Origin of the sequence: Pseudomonas sp. KNUC1026 (assembly GCF_021650705.1) — a bacterium.
GTDB lineage: Bacteria > Pseudomonadota > Gammaproteobacteria > Pseudomonadales > Pseudomonadaceae > Aquipseudomonas.
Window position 1 is genome coordinate 4,545,822 of record NZ_CP087138.1, and the last position, 15,669, is coordinate 4,561,490.

The 15,669-nt window shown below is 61.4% G+C and carries 13 protein-coding genes and 1 pseudogene; 7 read left to right on the plus strand and 7 right to left on the minus strand.

From position 1 onward, the window contains the following. The first annotated feature begins 226 nt into the window (after positions 1–226). The 4 genes from LN139_RS21450 to LN139_RS21465 are packed head-to-tail and all read left to right on the plus strand — an operon-like array spanning position 227 to position 6,945. Positions 227–745: a DUF5625 family protein gene (locus LN139_RS21450; RefSeq protein WP_236356781.1), complete on the plus strand. Its 519-nt coding sequence runs from the start codon at positions 227–229 to the stop codon at positions 743–745. 45 nt (positions 746–790) lie between these two features. Beyond that, positions 791–1,507, plus strand: a complete 717-nt coding sequence (locus LN139_RS21455; protein WP_236356783.1) for a DUF5625 family protein — start codon at positions 791–793, stop codon at positions 1,505–1,507. 48 nt (positions 1,508–1,555) lie between these two features. Next, positions 1,556–3,352: a hypothetical protein gene (locus tag LN139_RS21460; protein WP_236356785.1), complete on the plus strand. Its 1,797-nt coding sequence runs from the start codon at positions 1,556–1,558 to the stop codon at positions 3,350–3,352. A gap of 2 nt (positions 3,353–3,354) precedes the next feature. Then, entirely contained in the window at positions 3,355–6,945 is a 3,591-nt protein-coding gene (locus LN139_RS21465; protein ID WP_236356788.1) for a S8 family serine peptidase, read from the plus strand. 104 nt (positions 6,946–7,049) lie between these two features. On the opposite strand, the gene LN139_RS21470 is transcribed toward LN139_RS21465, so the two are convergent. From LN139_RS21470 to def, 5 genes are read right to left on the minus strand one after another with little or no spacing between them, the layout of a single operon-like run. Further along, complete coding sequence (locus LN139_RS21470; RefSeq protein WP_236356790.1) at positions 7,050–7,352, minus strand: tetratricopeptide repeat protein; 303 nt, start codon at positions 7,350–7,352, stop codon at positions 7,050–7,052. An 11-nt stretch (positions 7,353–7,363) separates the two neighbouring features. Next, complete coding sequence (trkA, locus tag LN139_RS21475) at positions 7,364–8,737, minus strand: Trk system potassium transporter TrkA (RefSeq protein WP_236356792.1); 1,374 nt, start codon at positions 8,735–8,737, stop codon at positions 7,364–7,366. A 12-nt stretch (positions 8,738–8,749) separates the two neighbouring features. Further along, positions 8,750–10,060, minus strand: coding sequence for a 16S rRNA (cytosine(967)-C(5))-methyltransferase RsmB (gene rsmB / locus LN139_RS21480; RefSeq protein ID WP_236356795.1), 1,311 nt, complete (start codon positions 10,058–10,060; stop codon positions 8,750–8,752). Further along, positions 10,057–10,989 carry a methionyl-tRNA formyltransferase gene (gene fmt / locus LN139_RS21485; protein WP_236356798.1) on the minus strand — a complete coding sequence of 311 codons (933 nt, stop codon included), beginning with the start codon at positions 10,987–10,989 and terminating at the stop codon, positions 10,057–10,059. Before fmt ends, rsmB begins: the two co-directional genes overlap by 4 nt. A gap of 59 nt (positions 10,990–11,048) precedes the next feature. Beyond that, complete coding sequence (gene def / locus LN139_RS21490) at positions 11,049–11,555, minus strand: peptide deformylase (RefSeq protein WP_236356808.1); 507 nt, start codon at positions 11,553–11,555, stop codon at positions 11,049–11,051. 103 nt (positions 11,556–11,658) lie between these two features. Here def and LN139_RS21495 point away from each other — a divergent pair, with 103 nt between their 5' ends. Continuing rightward, positions 11,659–12,684, plus strand: a complete 1,026-nt coding sequence (locus tag LN139_RS21495; protein WP_236356810.1) for a LysM peptidoglycan-binding domain-containing protein — start codon at positions 11,659–11,661, stop codon at positions 12,682–12,684. Here the strand turns inward: LN139_RS21495 and LN139_RS21500 are convergent. Further along, positions 12,671–12,856 (minus strand): hypothetical protein, encoded by a 186-nt coding sequence (locus LN139_RS21500; protein ID WP_236360615.1) that lies wholly within the window; start codon positions 12,854–12,856, stop codon positions 12,671–12,673. The genes LN139_RS21495 and LN139_RS21500 overlap by 14 nt on opposite strands. Here LN139_RS21500 and dprA point away from each other — a divergent pair. Continuing rightward, positions 12,767–13,890: pseudogene (gene dprA / locus LN139_RS21505) on the plus strand (DNA-processing protein DprA). The gene LN139_RS21500 and the pseudogene dprA sit on opposite strands and share 90 nt — an antisense overlap. Before the next feature lie 17 nt (positions 13,891–13,907). Then, on the plus strand, positions 13,908–14,462 hold the full coding sequence (locus LN139_RS21510; RefSeq protein ID WP_236356831.1) for an L-threonylcarbamoyladenylate synthase: 555 nt from the start codon (positions 13,908–13,910) through the stop codon (positions 14,460–14,462). 139 nt (positions 14,463–14,601) lie between these two features. On the opposite strand, the gene LN139_RS21515 is transcribed toward LN139_RS21510, so the two are convergent. After that, positions 14,602–15,576 carry an NADPH:quinone reductase gene (locus LN139_RS21515; RefSeq protein ID WP_236356833.1) on the minus strand — a complete coding sequence of 325 codons (975 nt, stop codon included), beginning with the start codon at positions 15,574–15,576 and terminating at the stop codon, positions 14,602–14,604. Positions 15,577–15,669: the final 93 nt, after the last annotated feature.

The following is a 15,669-nucleotide window of genomic DNA, read 5'->3' on the forward strand; positions in this document are numbered from 1 at the left end:
TTAAAAATGTGTGCGATGAAAATATACATTGTGCCCCTTAGGGATGCTGAAGCAGGGCGTGTATATCAGTAGCAATTGAATAAAGGTGATTTTGAGGGAGCACTTTTTCTAACCATGAATATCCTCGCAGTCAGGGAACGACTCATCACCCAATGCGCCAATGCTCTGGCGCGGGATGCAGCATGTGCTCGGCGGATATCCGAAACTACTTGTAAAGGAGCGGAGCATGACCGTTTTAAAGTTTTATCTTAAAAGAGTATGGAAAGCTGTATTGGTGGTGGGCACTTGTCTATTGCTCCAGGCCTGTACTGAGCCCGTTACTATAGCTAAGCCATTTGAAGTGTCCCGTGCCGGGCAGGAGGTATCAGCTCAATTCACCGTGGGGCGCTCGGGCAACTACAGCTTTTCACTTGTGTTTGTGAAAGATAATGTTTTCGAAAAGATTAAGGAGCAGCAGCTTATTTGGGGTGACTCCTATAGAGACGGTGTTGGAATTGACATAAATATCCGGGTTGTTCGAGACGGGGTTTTGATGCTGAATCAAAACGTGCGGACTGCAGGGACATTTTGGCATCAAGGGTTTCGTTGGGAGGGTCGACGCTTCGAAACTTCACTGCGCGCAGTTCGTATACTGAATTTGACGCCAGGTGATTATGTTGTAGAAATGCGCACGATAGTTGATACCCCAGCATTTAAGGGTATTCAAACATTTGCTGAATTTTCCTACTACAACCCGAAAGTTTGATGCCTTAACCATGATAGTAAAAAGTTTGGTGCGCCGAAAAGCCCCATGTCGACCTCCAAGTTTTTTGCAGCAGGGTATGCATATCATTACCAAGCGAATATAGGTGAGCTGAAGTGCGCACTTTTTCCAACCATGAATATCCTCGTGGTCATGGAACGCCTCATCACCCAGTGCGCCAATGCTCTGGTGGGGGTGCAGCATGTGCCAAACGGATATCCGAAACTGCTTGTAAAGGAGCAAAGTATGATCGTTTTCAAATTTTCTCTTAGAAGAGTATGGAAAACTGTATTAGTTGTGGGCGCTTGCTTGTTGCTCCAGGCCTGTGCTGAACCCGTTTCTATAATCAAGCCATTTGAGGCATACCGTGCGGGGCAGGAGGTGTCAGCTCAATTCACCGTAAGGCGTTCAGGCAACTACAGCTTTTCACTTATGCTTGTAAAAGATAACGTTCTCGAAAAAATTAAGGAGCAGCAGATTATTTGGGGTGACTCCTATAGAGACGGTGTTGGAATTGACATGAATATCCGGATTGTTCGAAACGGGTTTTTGATGCTGGATCAAAACGTGCGTACTGCAGGGACATTTTGGCATAAAGGGTTTTGGTGGGAGGGTCGGCACTTTGAAACCTCGCTACGTGCAGTTCGCATACTGAATCTGCCGCCGGGTGATTATGTTGTAGAAATGCGTACATTGCATGATACCGCAGAGTTTAAAGCCATCGAGATATTTGCCTACTTTTCCTACCACAACCCGAAAGTTTAATATTCTAACCAAGAGGATGAAAAGATGAGTGCAGAGAAAAGATATAGAGTGACCTTCAAAGTTGCAGAGGCAGGATCTCCATATCAATATCAGGCCGATAAAGGCGATCATAAAGCGGGTGATGTAGTCGAGTCTTCAGGGGGCCACATGTGGTACTCTTTGGAAGATGGCGTGGATGAACCTCAGAGCTATGGATTCGCATCGAAACTCGGATCACCTTTTGGTGAAGGCGCAGTTACCAATAATGACGATCGCGCTTACAGCCAGACCACCTATGAAATGGATATAGAACTGACAGAAGAACAATTTACTACGCTGACTAATTTTTCAATTTCACCCAAGGAGTACGGATTTAATAGCGATGAATACAACGTTCTTAGCAATAGCTGTGTAGACTTCGTTTTCAAAGCGCTACATATCCTTGGCTATAATCCTACTGACTATCATGGCGACCTTCTTCCAACCGAAAACATCGACGATGTCAACAGGCTCCTATACAACTACGGCGCCGATATCGTCCTTCACGACCTTGATCGCCACGGCGATCACTATCAGGCGAAGGACGGTCAGCAAAGCCGTTGGCTCACTGCTGACGACGTTACAGCCGCGCCTGACATCCCAAGCCCCATCAACGTCGAAATCAACACCTCCCCACAACCCCAACAGCGCGTTGAAGGAGAGAGCAAAGCCCAGCAAGACGTCTCCAACGGCTTCATCAAGAACACGGCAACGGACAATGTTTTCGCTTCGGGCAATCTGCTCAGCGACAGCGATTTCGCCTCGACCCAGATGGCCGGCATGGCCAGCGGCGGCGTACGCCCGGGCGAAGTGCAGACTGACCCTAACCCCCGGCCAAATGCGCATCTGTCGTCGTTCTACGCCGCGCCAGACGCCGAAAGCCCGGACTTCAGCCTGCGCAACGCAACGACGTTGAACGGCCTTTCCACCCAGGCGAGCTTCAACACCTATGTCGATCCGTTGCTGCTGGACCTGACCGGCGAAGGCGTGCGCATGACTGACCTGAGCGACGCCGTGCTGTTCGATACCGACCACAGCGGCACCCTCAAGCGTAGCGGCTGGGCGGGCCCCAGCACCGGCATGCTGGTGGTCGACGACGGCAGTGGGCAGGTCAGCAATGCCAGCCAGATGTTCTCCGAATACTACGGCGGCCAGGCCGGGGCCGACGGGGCGGCGGGTGAGAGGCGCTTCAAGGACGGCTTCGCTGCGCTGGCCAGTGAGGACGCCGACCAGGACGGTGTGATCGGCCCGAGCGACCCGGTCTGGAGCAAGCTGCGGGTATGGGTGGACAGCAGCCACGATGCCAAGGTCGATGGCGGTGAACTCAAGACCCTGGACGAATTGGGCATCAGCCAGCTCACGGTGAGCCCCACCGGCCGAGAGCCGCAGGCCCGCGACGGCAACCGCGTGGTCGCCAGCGGGACGTTTACCGCCAATGGCCAAGCGCGGGAGATGCTGGCCGTAGACTTCGTCAGCGAAGCTGTGAGCAACCGCGTCGCCAGTGAGGAAGGCGGCGTGCGCATCACCTCTACCACCGGCGGCAACGACAGCCGCACGATCACCGCCTTTGCCAGCCAGAGCGATACCGCGCAAACCCTGGATGCGGCAGTGCTGGGGGTGAATAACCTCTATGGCGGCAGCGGTGACGACACCTTGACCGCAGCGCCCGCTGGCAGTTGGCTCGCCGGTGGTGCCGGTAGCAACACCTATAACGGTGGTGCCGGTGACGACGTGTTCGTCATCAGCGCGTCCGACGCCCCAGCGAACATTCACGGCAACGGCGGCCGTGACACCGCCATCATCGTCGGCAAAGAGGTGTGGAATTGAACATGGCCAAGGCCGGCCTGACCATCGCCCAGGGCGGTGATGGTAATGACAGGTTGGTCAGCGGCGGCTACGCGAGCGTGTTCCTCAAGGGAGGCACCGGCGATACGGTGATGATTGGCGGTGGCGGCACCGACGTGCTGGTGGGGGGCAGCGGCCGAAACAGTATCATCGGTGGCAGTGGCAAGGCGGTGATCTATGCCGGCCCCAACGGCGATACCATCTACGGGGCACAGAGCGGCAGCATCATCCACGCCGGTGGGGGCAATGACCGGATCGTCGCTGGCCCAAGTGACGATGTGATCGAGGTGGGCCACGGTAATGCAACGATCGATGGTGGCGGCGGAGTCGACATCGTTACCCTGCATGGCACCCATGGCGAGTACCGCATTACGCGAACCGACGAAGGCTTCGAGGTCGCCGACAATGTTGCCGGGCGGGATGGCACCGCCACCTTGAAGAATATCCAGAAGCTGAATTTCTCGAACATCTGCGCAGTCGATTTGCAGTTGCCCAACGCCATGCCGGTGGCCGATGTGCTGCGCACCAACCAGCAGGGCGAGCCTTTCGAGCGTAGCCGCGCGCAGTTGATCAGCGCCGCCACCCTGGTTGCCAATGACCTGTTGCTGGCCAGCCAGGGAGGCCTGCGCCTGGACAGCGTCGGTGATGCGATGGGCGGCTCGGTGAGCCTGACCGAGCAAGGCGATGTACTGTTCACCCCGGAGCCCGGTTACACAGGGATGATGAGCTTCAAGTACGGGATCGTCGATGCGGCGGGCAACCCGGCAGCAGCTGTGGTCAACCTGGGGGACGGCCAGAGTGCGCCGATGCGCGCCAGTGTGACCTTGCTGGAGCCCGGCATGCCCGATGATCCATTGGCCGCCCAGCAATGGTACCTGAGCGACAGCCGGGTGCTCCCGGTGTGGCAGGACTACTCCGGCAAGGGCGTACGCATCGCCATGTTCGAGCCAGGCGGCGAGTTTGCCACGGCACCGGAGACTTTCGACATTCAGCACCCGGACCTGGTGGCCAACGTGGACCCCACCTGGCTTGCGTCCCAACGCGAGAAAGGGGTGCTGCCTGGCCTGGCCTCTACCCACGCCACCATGGTTGCCGGGGTGATGGTTGCGGCGCGCAACGGCCAGGGCGGTGTGGGTGTCGCCCACGGCGCGACCCTGAGCGGCTATTACCTGGCGAACAAAGGTGATGACCTCACAGGCCTGGGGCACATGCTCAACCATGATATTGCCAACCACAGTTGGGGGTTTCAGACCGACTTCGCGCTTGGCAACCTAAATGGCAGTAGTGTCAACACGGCGGCGGCCTTGGCGAGCAATGCGCGTTACGCCGCGCACAACGGCCGCGGAGGGCTGGGCACGGTGATCGTCACCGCCGGCGGCAATGACCGCGCCAAAGGTGGCAGCGCCCAAGGTTCGCTGACCAATAACAACCGCTTCTCGATCGAGGTGGGGGCGATCAACGCCAAAGGTGACCTGTCTACCTTGCAGGTGGGGGGCACGCCGTTCTCGAACCCTGGTGCCAGCCTGCTGGTGTCAGCGCCTGGCAGTAATGTGTTGTCGACCAGCCGGCAGGTGGAAACCGATCGTGGCTCTACGTTCGGCAATGATTACAGCAGCATGCAAGGCACCAGCTTCGCCGCACCGATCGTTTCAGGTGTGGTCGCCTTGATGCTTGAGGCCAACCCCAACCTGGGCTATCGCGATGTGCAGCAGATTCTTGCGTTGTCTGCCCGGCGGGTGGCTGAAGGCGACGCCGGATGGCACGACAACGGTGCGCGCAACTGGAACGGCGGTGGTATGCATGCCAGCCACGATTATGGCTTCGGAAACGTGGATGCTCGTGCGGCCGTGCGTTTGGCCGAAAGCTGGATGGCCCGCAGTACGGGAGAGGACGAGCGTATGCTCGCAGCGGGTAGCGGCGCTCTGGGCCTGGCCCTGAGCGGCGGCGGCCAGTTGGTCAACACTCTGCAGATGGAAGCAGGGGTGAAGGTCGAGCACGTTGAAGTCGACCTGGATACCACCGTTGGCCGGCTCGGTGACCTTACCGTGACCCTGGTCTCGCCTGACGGCACCCGCAGCACGCTGCTCGACCGCGCTGGCAAGGTGCCGCAAGGCATGGAGGGGGCCAGCGACAGCGATGTGGGCAGCACCCGTACCGGTGATTTCAAATACAGTTTCATGAGCACCCATGGTTGGGGTGAGCGCTCGGCTGGCGTCTGGACACTTGAGGTAAACAGTGCCGCCAATGGTGAACCCGTGACGCTCAACAACTGGGCACTGCGCCTGTACGGCAGTGAGGCCACTGCAGACGACACCTACTTCTACACTGACGAATTCGCCCAGTCGCTGGCGAGCGCCGCTGGCCGTGGGACGCTGGATGATGCGAGCAGTGGCTCCGCAGGCGGGCGTAACACCCTGAATGCCGCTGCAGTCAGTGGCGATGTCAGCGTTTCGCTGGAGACCGGTAGCGCCAGCATCGCTGGGGCGGCATTGGCTCTGGCAAACCCGGCCGAAATCCACAACCTGGTGAGTGGCGACGGCAACGACACCTTGGTGGCGGGCCCCGCCGACGCGTTGCTCGACGGCGGCAGAGGGCACAACAGCCTCACCGGCGGCGGCGGCCAGGACCTGTTCGTGGTTCACCGTCGTGAGGGTGGCCAGGACACCTTGCAGCGTTTCGAGCCGGCGAAAGGTGAGGTGATCAACCTGGTTGGTTTTACCGGCAAGTCATTTGCCGACCTCGCCCTGAACCAGCAGGAAGCGGATGTGCGGGTAGAGCTGGGCAACGGCCAGCACATCCTGCTTGCACAGCAAACCGTGGAACAGCTCGGTGCCGCACACTTTCAGTTCCAGGACCACTTCGTCGCTCCCGCCCGCTATGTGAACAGCGCGCCGGTTCCGACTGGAGAAATTGCGCAGGCGGGTATCGTTGTGCTCAATGGTGGTGGCGCAGGGGTGAGCCTGACCACGGGTGACGACGGCCAATTCGTTTTCTCATTGGCCGGTAAGGTGTACAGCCGTGACAGTGCCAGCGCCGATCACTTCGTGATCAGCCACCAGCCCAACGCTCAGAACTACAAAAACGCTCTGCGTGGCTTCCGCCATGGGGTCGACAAAATTGACCTGAGCCAGGTCGGTGTTACCCGCTTTGAGGAGCTTTCGGTGGAAAAGCTGAACCGTGGCACCATCAATGGCATTTCGCAAATTCACGGTGTGGAGGTGAGCTCCCCAATGCTGCGAGGCGCGGGGGAGCCGGTAAAACTGCTGTACCTCGATGCTCTGGAGGCCGCGCAACTGGACGCTGGCGATTTTATTTTCGCCAGTGAGCATTTGCCGATGGAGACCGGAACGCCTCAACCCCTGGCGAGCCCACTTGCCGGCTTGCTTGCGGCGACTGCCCCAACCTCCATGGTTGATACGGTAGACGGACCCAGCGGCGGTGCGGACCGTCAGGCGGCGTCACATGCCAGCCAGTTGGTGCACGCCATGGCAGCCTTCGCCCCTGCCCCGGGTGTGGCGTTCGCTCAAGAGGCGCCGTACTGGGAACCCCAGCAGGGCATGTTGGCGGTAGCCTGAACCGTGTGCGTGGGTAGGGTGAGCCCTACCCACGTTCAACGTTCGGAAGCAGTGGTCGCCTGGCATGTAGCACTGCTGTTTGTTGTCTCGTTGAGTTTTTTTGCTCAACTCAGCTTGCGCAGAAACACAGCCATCTCCTTTTCCGCCTGCTTATCGCCCTGCCCTCGAGCCGCTTCGATCCCCTGCTCCCAGGCCTGGCGGGCAGCGGTGGGATCGCCAGCCGCCCTGTGTGCTTTGCCCAAAAGCTTCCACGCGGCCGAGTACTTGGCGTCATGTGCAACGCAGCGTGCCAGATGCTCTGCCGCCTGCGGGTAATCGCCCTGGTCCAGGTAGGCTTTGCCCAGGCCAAAGCGCAACAGTGAGTTATCCACACCCTTGGCCAGCATTTTCTCCAGGGATTCGATCATCTGGTGCTCTCCTAGAAGAAACTCAAACCGACGTGGAAGAGTTTTTCCACATCGCGAATCTGCTTTTTATCCACAACGAACAGGATGACGTGATCACCACTCTCGATCACGGTGCTGTCATGGGCGATCAGCACCTCATCGGCGCGGATGATCGCGCCGATGGTGGTCCCGCTGGGCAGGTTGATCTGCCCGATGGCGCGCCCCACCACCTTGCTCGAACGGGCATCACCGTGGGCAATGGCTTCGATGGCCTCGGCCGCGCCCCTGCGCAATGAGTGCACGCTGACGATATCGCCGCGGCGCACGTGCGTGAGCAACGTACCGATGGTCGCCAACTGCGGGCTGATGGCGATGTCGATCTCGCCCCCCTGGATCAGGTCGACATAGGCCGGGTTGTTGATGATCGTCATCACCTTGCGCGCACCCAGCCGCTTGGCCAGCAGCGACGACATGATGTTGGCCTCGTCATCGTTGGTCAGCGCCAGGAAGATATCCGCCTGGGCGATGTTCTCTTCCAGCAGCAGGTCGCGATCCGAAGCACTGCCTTGCAGCACCACCGTGCTGTCGAGGGTGTCCGAAAGCTGGCGGCAGCGCGCCGGGCTCATCTCGATGATCTTCACCTGGTAGCGGCTTTCGATGGCTTCGGCCAGCCGCTCGCCGATATGGCCACCGCCTGCGATGACGATGCGCTTGTTGTTCTGATCCAGTGTGCGCAGCTCGCCCATCACGGCTCGGATGTCGTTGCGCGCCGCGATGAAGAACACCTCGTCGTCGGCTTCGATCACGGTGTCGCCGCGTGGTGTGATGGGCCGGTCACGGCGAAAGATCGCCGCCACGCGCGTGTCTACGTTAGGCATGTGCTGGCGAATCTGGCGCAGTTGCTGGCCTACCAGCGGGCCGCCGTAGTAAGCCTTCACCGCCACCAACTGTGCCTTGCCTTCGGCGAAGTCGATCACTTGCAAGGCCCCAGGGTGCTCGATGAGGCGCCGGATGTAGTTGGTGACCACCTGTTCGGGGCTGATCAACACGTCCACGGGAATGGCGTCGTTGTCGAACAGGCCTGCCCGCGTGAGGTAGGCCGACTCGCGCACCCGGGCAATGCGGGTGGGGGTGTGAAACAGCGTGTACGCCACCTGGCAGGCGACCATGTTGGACTCATCGCTGCTGGTGACGGCCACCAGCATGTCGGCATCCTCGGCGCCGGCCTGGCGCAGCACCGTGGGAAAGGAGCCACGGCCTTGCACGGTGCGGATGTCCAGGCGATCACCGAGGGTACGCAGGCGGTCGCCATCGGTGTCCACTACCGTGATGTCGTTGGCCTCGCTGGCCAGGTACTCGGCCAGCGTGCCGCCAACCTGGCCGGCACCCAGAATGATGATCTTCATGATCGGCTCCCGTCAGGCCGCGGCGGCGGCGATCTTGATCAGTTTGGCGTAATAGAACCCATCGTGGCCGCCTTCCTGGGGGAACAACTGGCGCCCATGTGGCTGGGGGATGCCTGCCCCGGTGGGCAGTGCCAGCTCACGCGCGCCCGGGGTGCGAGCCAGGAACGCAGCGATGTTCTCGCTGTTCTCGGCCGGCAGCACCGAGCAGGTGGCATAGACCAGCACGCCGCCGACTTCCAGGGTTTTCCACAGGGCGTCGAGCAGCTCGCCTTGCAGCTGGGCCAGCGCCGGAATGCCATCGGGCTGGCGGGCCAGCTTGATGTCGGGGTGGCGGCGGATCACGCCAGTGGCAGAACAGGGTGCGTCGAGCAGGATGCGCTGGAAGGGTTTGCCGTCCCACCAGGCGCTGGCCTCGCGGCCGTCAGCAGCGATGAGGGTGGCCTGCAGCCCCAGGCGTGCGAGGTTGTCCTGCACGCGTACCAGGCGTTTGGGCTCAAGATCGATACCTACCACCTCGGCCAGCCCGGGCTCTTGCTCGAGCATGTGGCAGGTTTTGCCGCCAGGCGCGCAGCAGGCGTCGAGCACCCGTTGGCCGGGCTTGAGCTCCAGCAACCCGGCTGCCAATTGCGCGGCTTCATCCTGCACGCTGGCCCAGCCTTCAGCGAAGCCTGGCAACTGGTCCACGTCACAGGCCTGGGCCAGCGTCACGCCGTCGGCGCTGAAAGCACAAGGCTGGGCCGCGATGCCGGCCTGATCCAGCAGGCGCAGGTAATGGTCACGTTGTTGGTGGCGCACGTTCACGCGCAAGGTCATGGGCGGGTGTGCATTGCTTGCCAGGCAAAGCGCTTCCCACTGCTCTGGCCAGGCGGCCTTGAGGGCCTTCTGCAGCCAGCGCGGGTAAGCAGTGCGTGCGACCGGGTCGTTGCTCATGTCCTGCAATGTTTGCGCGCCATCACGCTGCGCGTTGCGCAGCACGGCATTGAGCAGGCCCTTGGCCCAAGGCTTCTCTAGCTTGTCGGCGCAGGCAACGGTTTCAGCGATAGCGGCGTGCGCCGGCACGCGGCTGTGCAGCAACTGATAAAGGCCCACCAGCAACAGCGCCTGGAGATCCAGGTCGTTGGCCTTGAAAGGCTTTTGCATCAGTTTGCCGATCAGCAACGACAGCGCCGGCTCCCAGCGTGCGGCGCCGAAGGCGAGGTCCTGGGCCAGGCCACGGTCGCGCGGCTCGACCTTGGCCAACTGCGGCGGTAGCGAGCTACCCAGCGACGCTTTACCGGCCAGCACTGCGGCCAGTGCCCGTGCAGCCGCCAGGCGCGGGCTCATTGGCCCAGCACCGTGCCGAGGGCGAATTGCTCGCGGCGGCTGTTGAACAGGTCGCTGAACGCCAGTGGCTTGCCACCGGGCAATTGCAGGCGTGTCAGGCGCAGTGCGCCCTGGCCGCAGGCGACCAGCAGGCCGGTTTTATCCACAGCGATCACCTCACCGGGCTGGCCGTTGCCCTCTTCCACGCCCGCAGCCAGCACCTTGACGGGTTCACCGTTGAGCGTGCTGTGGCAGACCGGCCAAGGGAAGAACGCGCGAATGGCGCGCTCCAGTTCAGCTGCGCTCAGTTGCCAATCCAGGCGCGCTTCGTCCTTGTTGAGCTTGTGCGCATAGGTGGCCAGCGAGTCGTCCTGCCGCTCGCCGTGCAGCGTGCCGGCGGCCAGGCCTTCGATTGCCTGCAGCACCGCGCCAGGGCCCATCTGCGCCAGGCGATCATGCAAGCTCCCGCCGGTGTCTCCGGCGCTGATCGGGGTACTCACTTTGAGCAGCATCGGGCCGGTGTCAAGGCCGGCTTCCATGCGCATCACCGTCACGCCGCTCTCTGCGTCACCTGCCTGCACGGCCCGCTGGATGGGCGCCGCGCCGCGCCAGCGGGGCAGCAACGAGGCATGGCTGTTGATGCAACCCAGGCGCGGGATGTCGAGCACTGCCTGCGGCAGGATCAGGCCGTAGGCGACCACCACCATCAGATCCGGTTGCAGCGCCGCCAGCACTTGCTGGGCCTCGACAGGCTTGAGGCTGGGCGGCTGATACACCTCGATACCATGCTCCACGGCCAACTGCTTCACCGGGCTTGGCATCAGCTTTTGCCCGCGCCCCGCCGGGCGGTCGGGTTGGGTGTAGACGGCGATCACGTCATGGTCACTGGCCAGCAGCGCCTTCAAGTGTTCGGCAGCAAATTCAGGTGTTCCGGCAAAAACGATGCGCATCGGTTCGAACCATCAAATAAAAAAGGCTTGCCGGGGCAAGCCTTTGTTGAAGTGGGTGGTCAAGCTTGCTGGCGTTGCTGTTTTTCCAGCTTCTTCTTGATCCGGTCGCGCTTGAGCGTCGACAGGTAATCGACGAACAGCTTGCCATTGAGGTGGTCGCACTCGTGCTGGATGCAGACTGCCAGCAAACCCTCGGCGATCATTTCAAACGGTTGGCCATCACGGCCCAGCGCGTTGATCCTGACCTTTTGCGGGCGGTCGACGTTTTCGTAGAAGCCCGGTACGGAGAGGCAGCCTTCCTGATACTGGTCCATCTGGTCGGTCAGCGATTCGAACTCCGGGTTGATGAACACCAGAGGTTCGCTACGATCTTCGGACAGGTCCATGACCACCACGCGCTTGTGCACGTTGACCTGGGTAGCGGCCAGGCCGATGCCAGGGGCGTCGTACATGGTTTCGAACATGTCGTCGATCAACTGGCGCAGGCTGTCGTCGACCTCGGCCACAGGCTTGGCGAGGGTGCGCAGGCGAGGGTCCGGGAATTCGAGAATGTTTAAAATAGCCATATGCTCAAGTGCCGTACTTTAAGGTAATGTCAGCGATGCGCTCAGGGGCGACCCGCCGGGCGCGGGCATTGACGAATGCGTACATGATAAAGGGATTCACGGCATGAGGAAATCACTACTGGCCCTGCTGTTGTTGGCCGCCAGCGGCCTTGCGCAGGCGCAAGTGCAACTCAGGGACGGTTATCCGGAGCGCTACACGGTAGTCCAGGGCGACACACTCTGGGACATTTCCGGCAGGTTCCTCAGCAAGCCCTGGCAGTGGCCCGAGATCTGGCATGCCAACCCGCAGATTGCCAACCCCGACCTGATCTACCCCGGCGATACTCTGGTGCTCACCTTCGTCGATGGCCAGCCACGGCTTTCGGTGCAGCGCGGCGCGTCACGGGGCACCATCGAGCTCTCGCCAACCGTGCGTACCAGCCCGGTCGCCGAAGCGATCCCGACCATTCCGCTCGGGGCAATCAACGCCTTTCTTCTCGACAACCGCGTAGTGGATTCTGCGGAAGATTTTGCCCGTGCCCCCTACATCGTCGCCGGCAATCAGGAGCGTGTACTCAGCGGGCGAGGCGATCGCATCTATGGGCGCGGGCAGTTTGCACCAGACCAGAGCGCCTACGGGATCTTCCGCCAGGGCAAGACCTACTTCGACCCGGCCACTCATGAGGTGCTGGGCATCAACGCCGACAACATCGGCGGCGCCGAGGTGATCGCCACCGAGGGCGACGTAGCCACCCTCGCCTTGCAGGCCTCCAACGCCGAAGTGCGCCTGGGTGATCGGTTGTTCCCGACCGGCCTGACGCCGGTGAACTCGTTCTTCTACCCCAGCCCGCCCACCCGCGAAGTGCATGGCACGATCCTGGACGTGCCCCGCGGTGTGACGCAGATCGGCAAATACGATGTGGTGACCTTGAATCGCGGCCGCCGCGATGGGCTCGTCGAGGGCAACGTGCTTGCCATCTACAAGACCGGGGAAACGGTCCGTGACCGAGTCACCGGCGAGCAGGTGAAAGTGCCTGACGAACGCGCGGGGATGCTGATGGTGTTCCGCACCTACGAAAAACTCAGCTATGGTCTAGTGCTCAACGCCAACCGTTCCCTGTCAATCATGGACAAAGTCACCAACCCATAGTGGCGTTTGTACAACATTCATCAACAGAGTTATCCACAGGCTGTGCATTTGAGCCTGTGACGCAGAGATCAAGGATGATCACATGCCATTGTTCGACCCCTGCGGGCATTCGCCCGCCGAGCTGGATGCTCGCCTGCGCCTGCATTTGCTTCCCGATATCGGTGCTATCCACTTCGCTCGCCTGATCCAGGCCTTTGGCAGCGGTTGCGCCGCACTGGCGGCTCCCGCCGCAGCCTGGCGCGCGTTGGGCCTGAAAGCCAGTAGCGCCGCAGCACGCCGCGAACCCATAATTAGGGACGCCGCCTTGGCCGCCAGCCGCTGGCTGGACCAACCAGGCCGGCATTTGCTCGCTTGGGACGCCTCGATCTACCCAGCCCTGCTCAAGGAAATTGCCGACCCCCGCCACTGCTCTTTGTGCGTGGCAACCCCGCATTGTTGGAACGCCCGCAGCTCGCCATCGTTGGCAGCCGCCGTGCCAGCACGCCAGGCCTGGACAACGCGCAGGCATTCGCCCAGGCATTGGCGAAAGCCGGTTTTGTGGTCACCAGCGGGCTGGCCCTGGGTATAGATGGCGCAGCGCATCGGGGGGCGATCAAGGCTGGGGGCGGCACCATCGCAGTGCTGGGCACGGGCCTCGAGAATATTTATCCACAGCGTCACAAGGGCCTGGCGGAAGAATTGGTCGAGGCGGGTGGCGCGCTGGTTTCCGAGTATCCGCTGGCAACTACTCCGGCCAAAGACAACTTCCCACGCCGCAACCGTTTGATCAGCGGCCTGAGCGTCGGTGTACTGGTGGTGGAGGCCCAATTGGCCAGCGGGTCGCTCATCACTGCGCGCCTGGCCGCCGAGCAGGGCCGGGAGGTGTATGCCGTGCCCGGTTCCATCCATCATCCTGGCGCCAGGGGTTGCCACCAGTTGATCCGCGATGGCGCGCAACTGGTAGAGAGCGTGGAGCACATTCTGGAGGGGCTCAGTGGCTGGACTTCCCACAGTGCCGCCCTGCCCGCTCCGGCGACCGTGGACGACCCGATACTTCGCGAGCTGGCCGCCGGTGCCCGCGGCAGTGAAGCACTGGCACGTGACCTGGGCTGGTCGTTGCCACGCTTGCTGGCCGCACTCACTGAACTCGAAATCACCGGGCAGGTCGTTTCTGAAGCCGGGCGATGGTTTGCCCGCCCGCTGCCGGATACACTGCGCGCACGTTGAAACGGGGAGTGACAGACATGGTGAGCAGTTGGCGCACGCAGCAGGCCGCACGAGCGATACGCGCAGGTGCGGTGCTGGCCTATCCGACCGAGGCTGTCTGGGGCCTGGGGTGTGACCCATGGGATGAGGAGGCGGTGATTCGCCTGCTGGCGATCAAGTCGCGGCCCATGGCCAAGGGGCTGATCCTCATCGCCGACAACATCCGCCAGTTCGACTTCCTGTTCGAAGATTATCCACAGGACTGGCTCGACAAGATGGCTTGTACCTGGCCAGGCCCCAATACCTGGTTGGTCCCCCACCGCGACCTGCTCCCGGAATGGATCACCGGCCAGCATGACAGCGTTGCGGTGCGGGTCAGCGACCACCCGCTGGTGCGGGAGCTGTGTGCGCTGGTCGGGCCGATCGTCTCGACCTCCGCCAACCCCCAGGGCAAGGACCCTGCCCGCACGCGCTTGCGTATCGAGCAGTATTTCCGAGGCCAGGTCGATCATGTGCTCGGTGGGCACCTGGGCGGGCGCAAGAACCCGAGCGTGATCCGCGACCTGCGCTCGGGTGAAGTCATCCGCCCTTAGGCTCTGTACGAAACTGACTGAAACGCAGGTTAGGCAAGGCGAAAACCGGCGAGGAAGCGGAGTTGACTGGTTGTCAATGAGCATTCCGAGCCGGTTTTCAACGCGGCATAACCAAGTTTCAGGCGGTTTCGTACAAAGCCTAGGGCAAGAGGATGGTCGAGCCGGTAGTGCGCCGGCCGGAAAGCTCGGTGTGCGCCTTGGCGGCTTCGGCCAGCGGGTAGCGCTGGTTGATCTCGATGTTGAGCTTGCCACTGGTGATCATGCCGAACAGCTCGTCGGCCATGCCTTGCAACGCGGAAGGCACCGCATAAGTGGCCAAGGTCGGGCGAGTCACATAGAGCGAGCCCTTGCTCGACAGCACGCCAAGATTTACCCCACTTACCGCGCCGGACGCGTTACCGAAGCTGACCAGCAAGCCACGCGGGGCTACGCAGTCGAGCGAGGTTTCCCATGTGTCCTTGCCTACGCCGTCGTACACCACCGGGCATTTCTTGCCGTCGGTCAGCTCCAGCACGCGCTGGGCAACGTTCTCATGGCTATAGTCGATCACTTCCCAGGCACCAGCGGCTTTTGCCTTGGCGGCCTTCTCCGGGGAGCTGACGGTGCCGATCACCCTGGCGCCCAACGCCTTGGCCCATTGGCAGGCCAGCAGCCCGACACCGCCTGCTGCCGCATGAAACAAAATAGTCTCGCCGGCTTCCAGCCGGTAGGTCTGGCGCAGCAGGTATTGCACGGTCAGGCCCTTGAGCATCACAGCGGCCGCCTGCTCGAAAGAGATCGCCTCGGGCAATTTGACCAGCACGTTGGAGGGCAGCACGTGTACGTCGCTGTACGCTCCCAATGGGCCGCCAGCATGGGCAACGCGGTCGCCGACTTTCAGATGGGTCACTGCGCTGCCCACCGCCTCGATCTCACCTGCCGCTTCTGTACCCAGGCCTGATGGAAAGTTGGAGATCGGATAGAGGCCACCACGGAAGTAAGTGTCGATGTAGTTGAGGCCAATGGCCTTGTTGCGAACGCGCACTTCATTCGGGCCCGGCTCGGCCGGGGTGTAGTCGACGTATTGCAATACTTCCGGGCCGCCGGTGGCGTCGAACTGGATACGTTTGGCCATGGTGATCTCCTTCGGGCAAGGGCAAAACACCTATCGGACGCCTTTGCGCAGGCTTCGTCAACTGCTGAGCGGCCGCCTCGGTGATATGCTGTG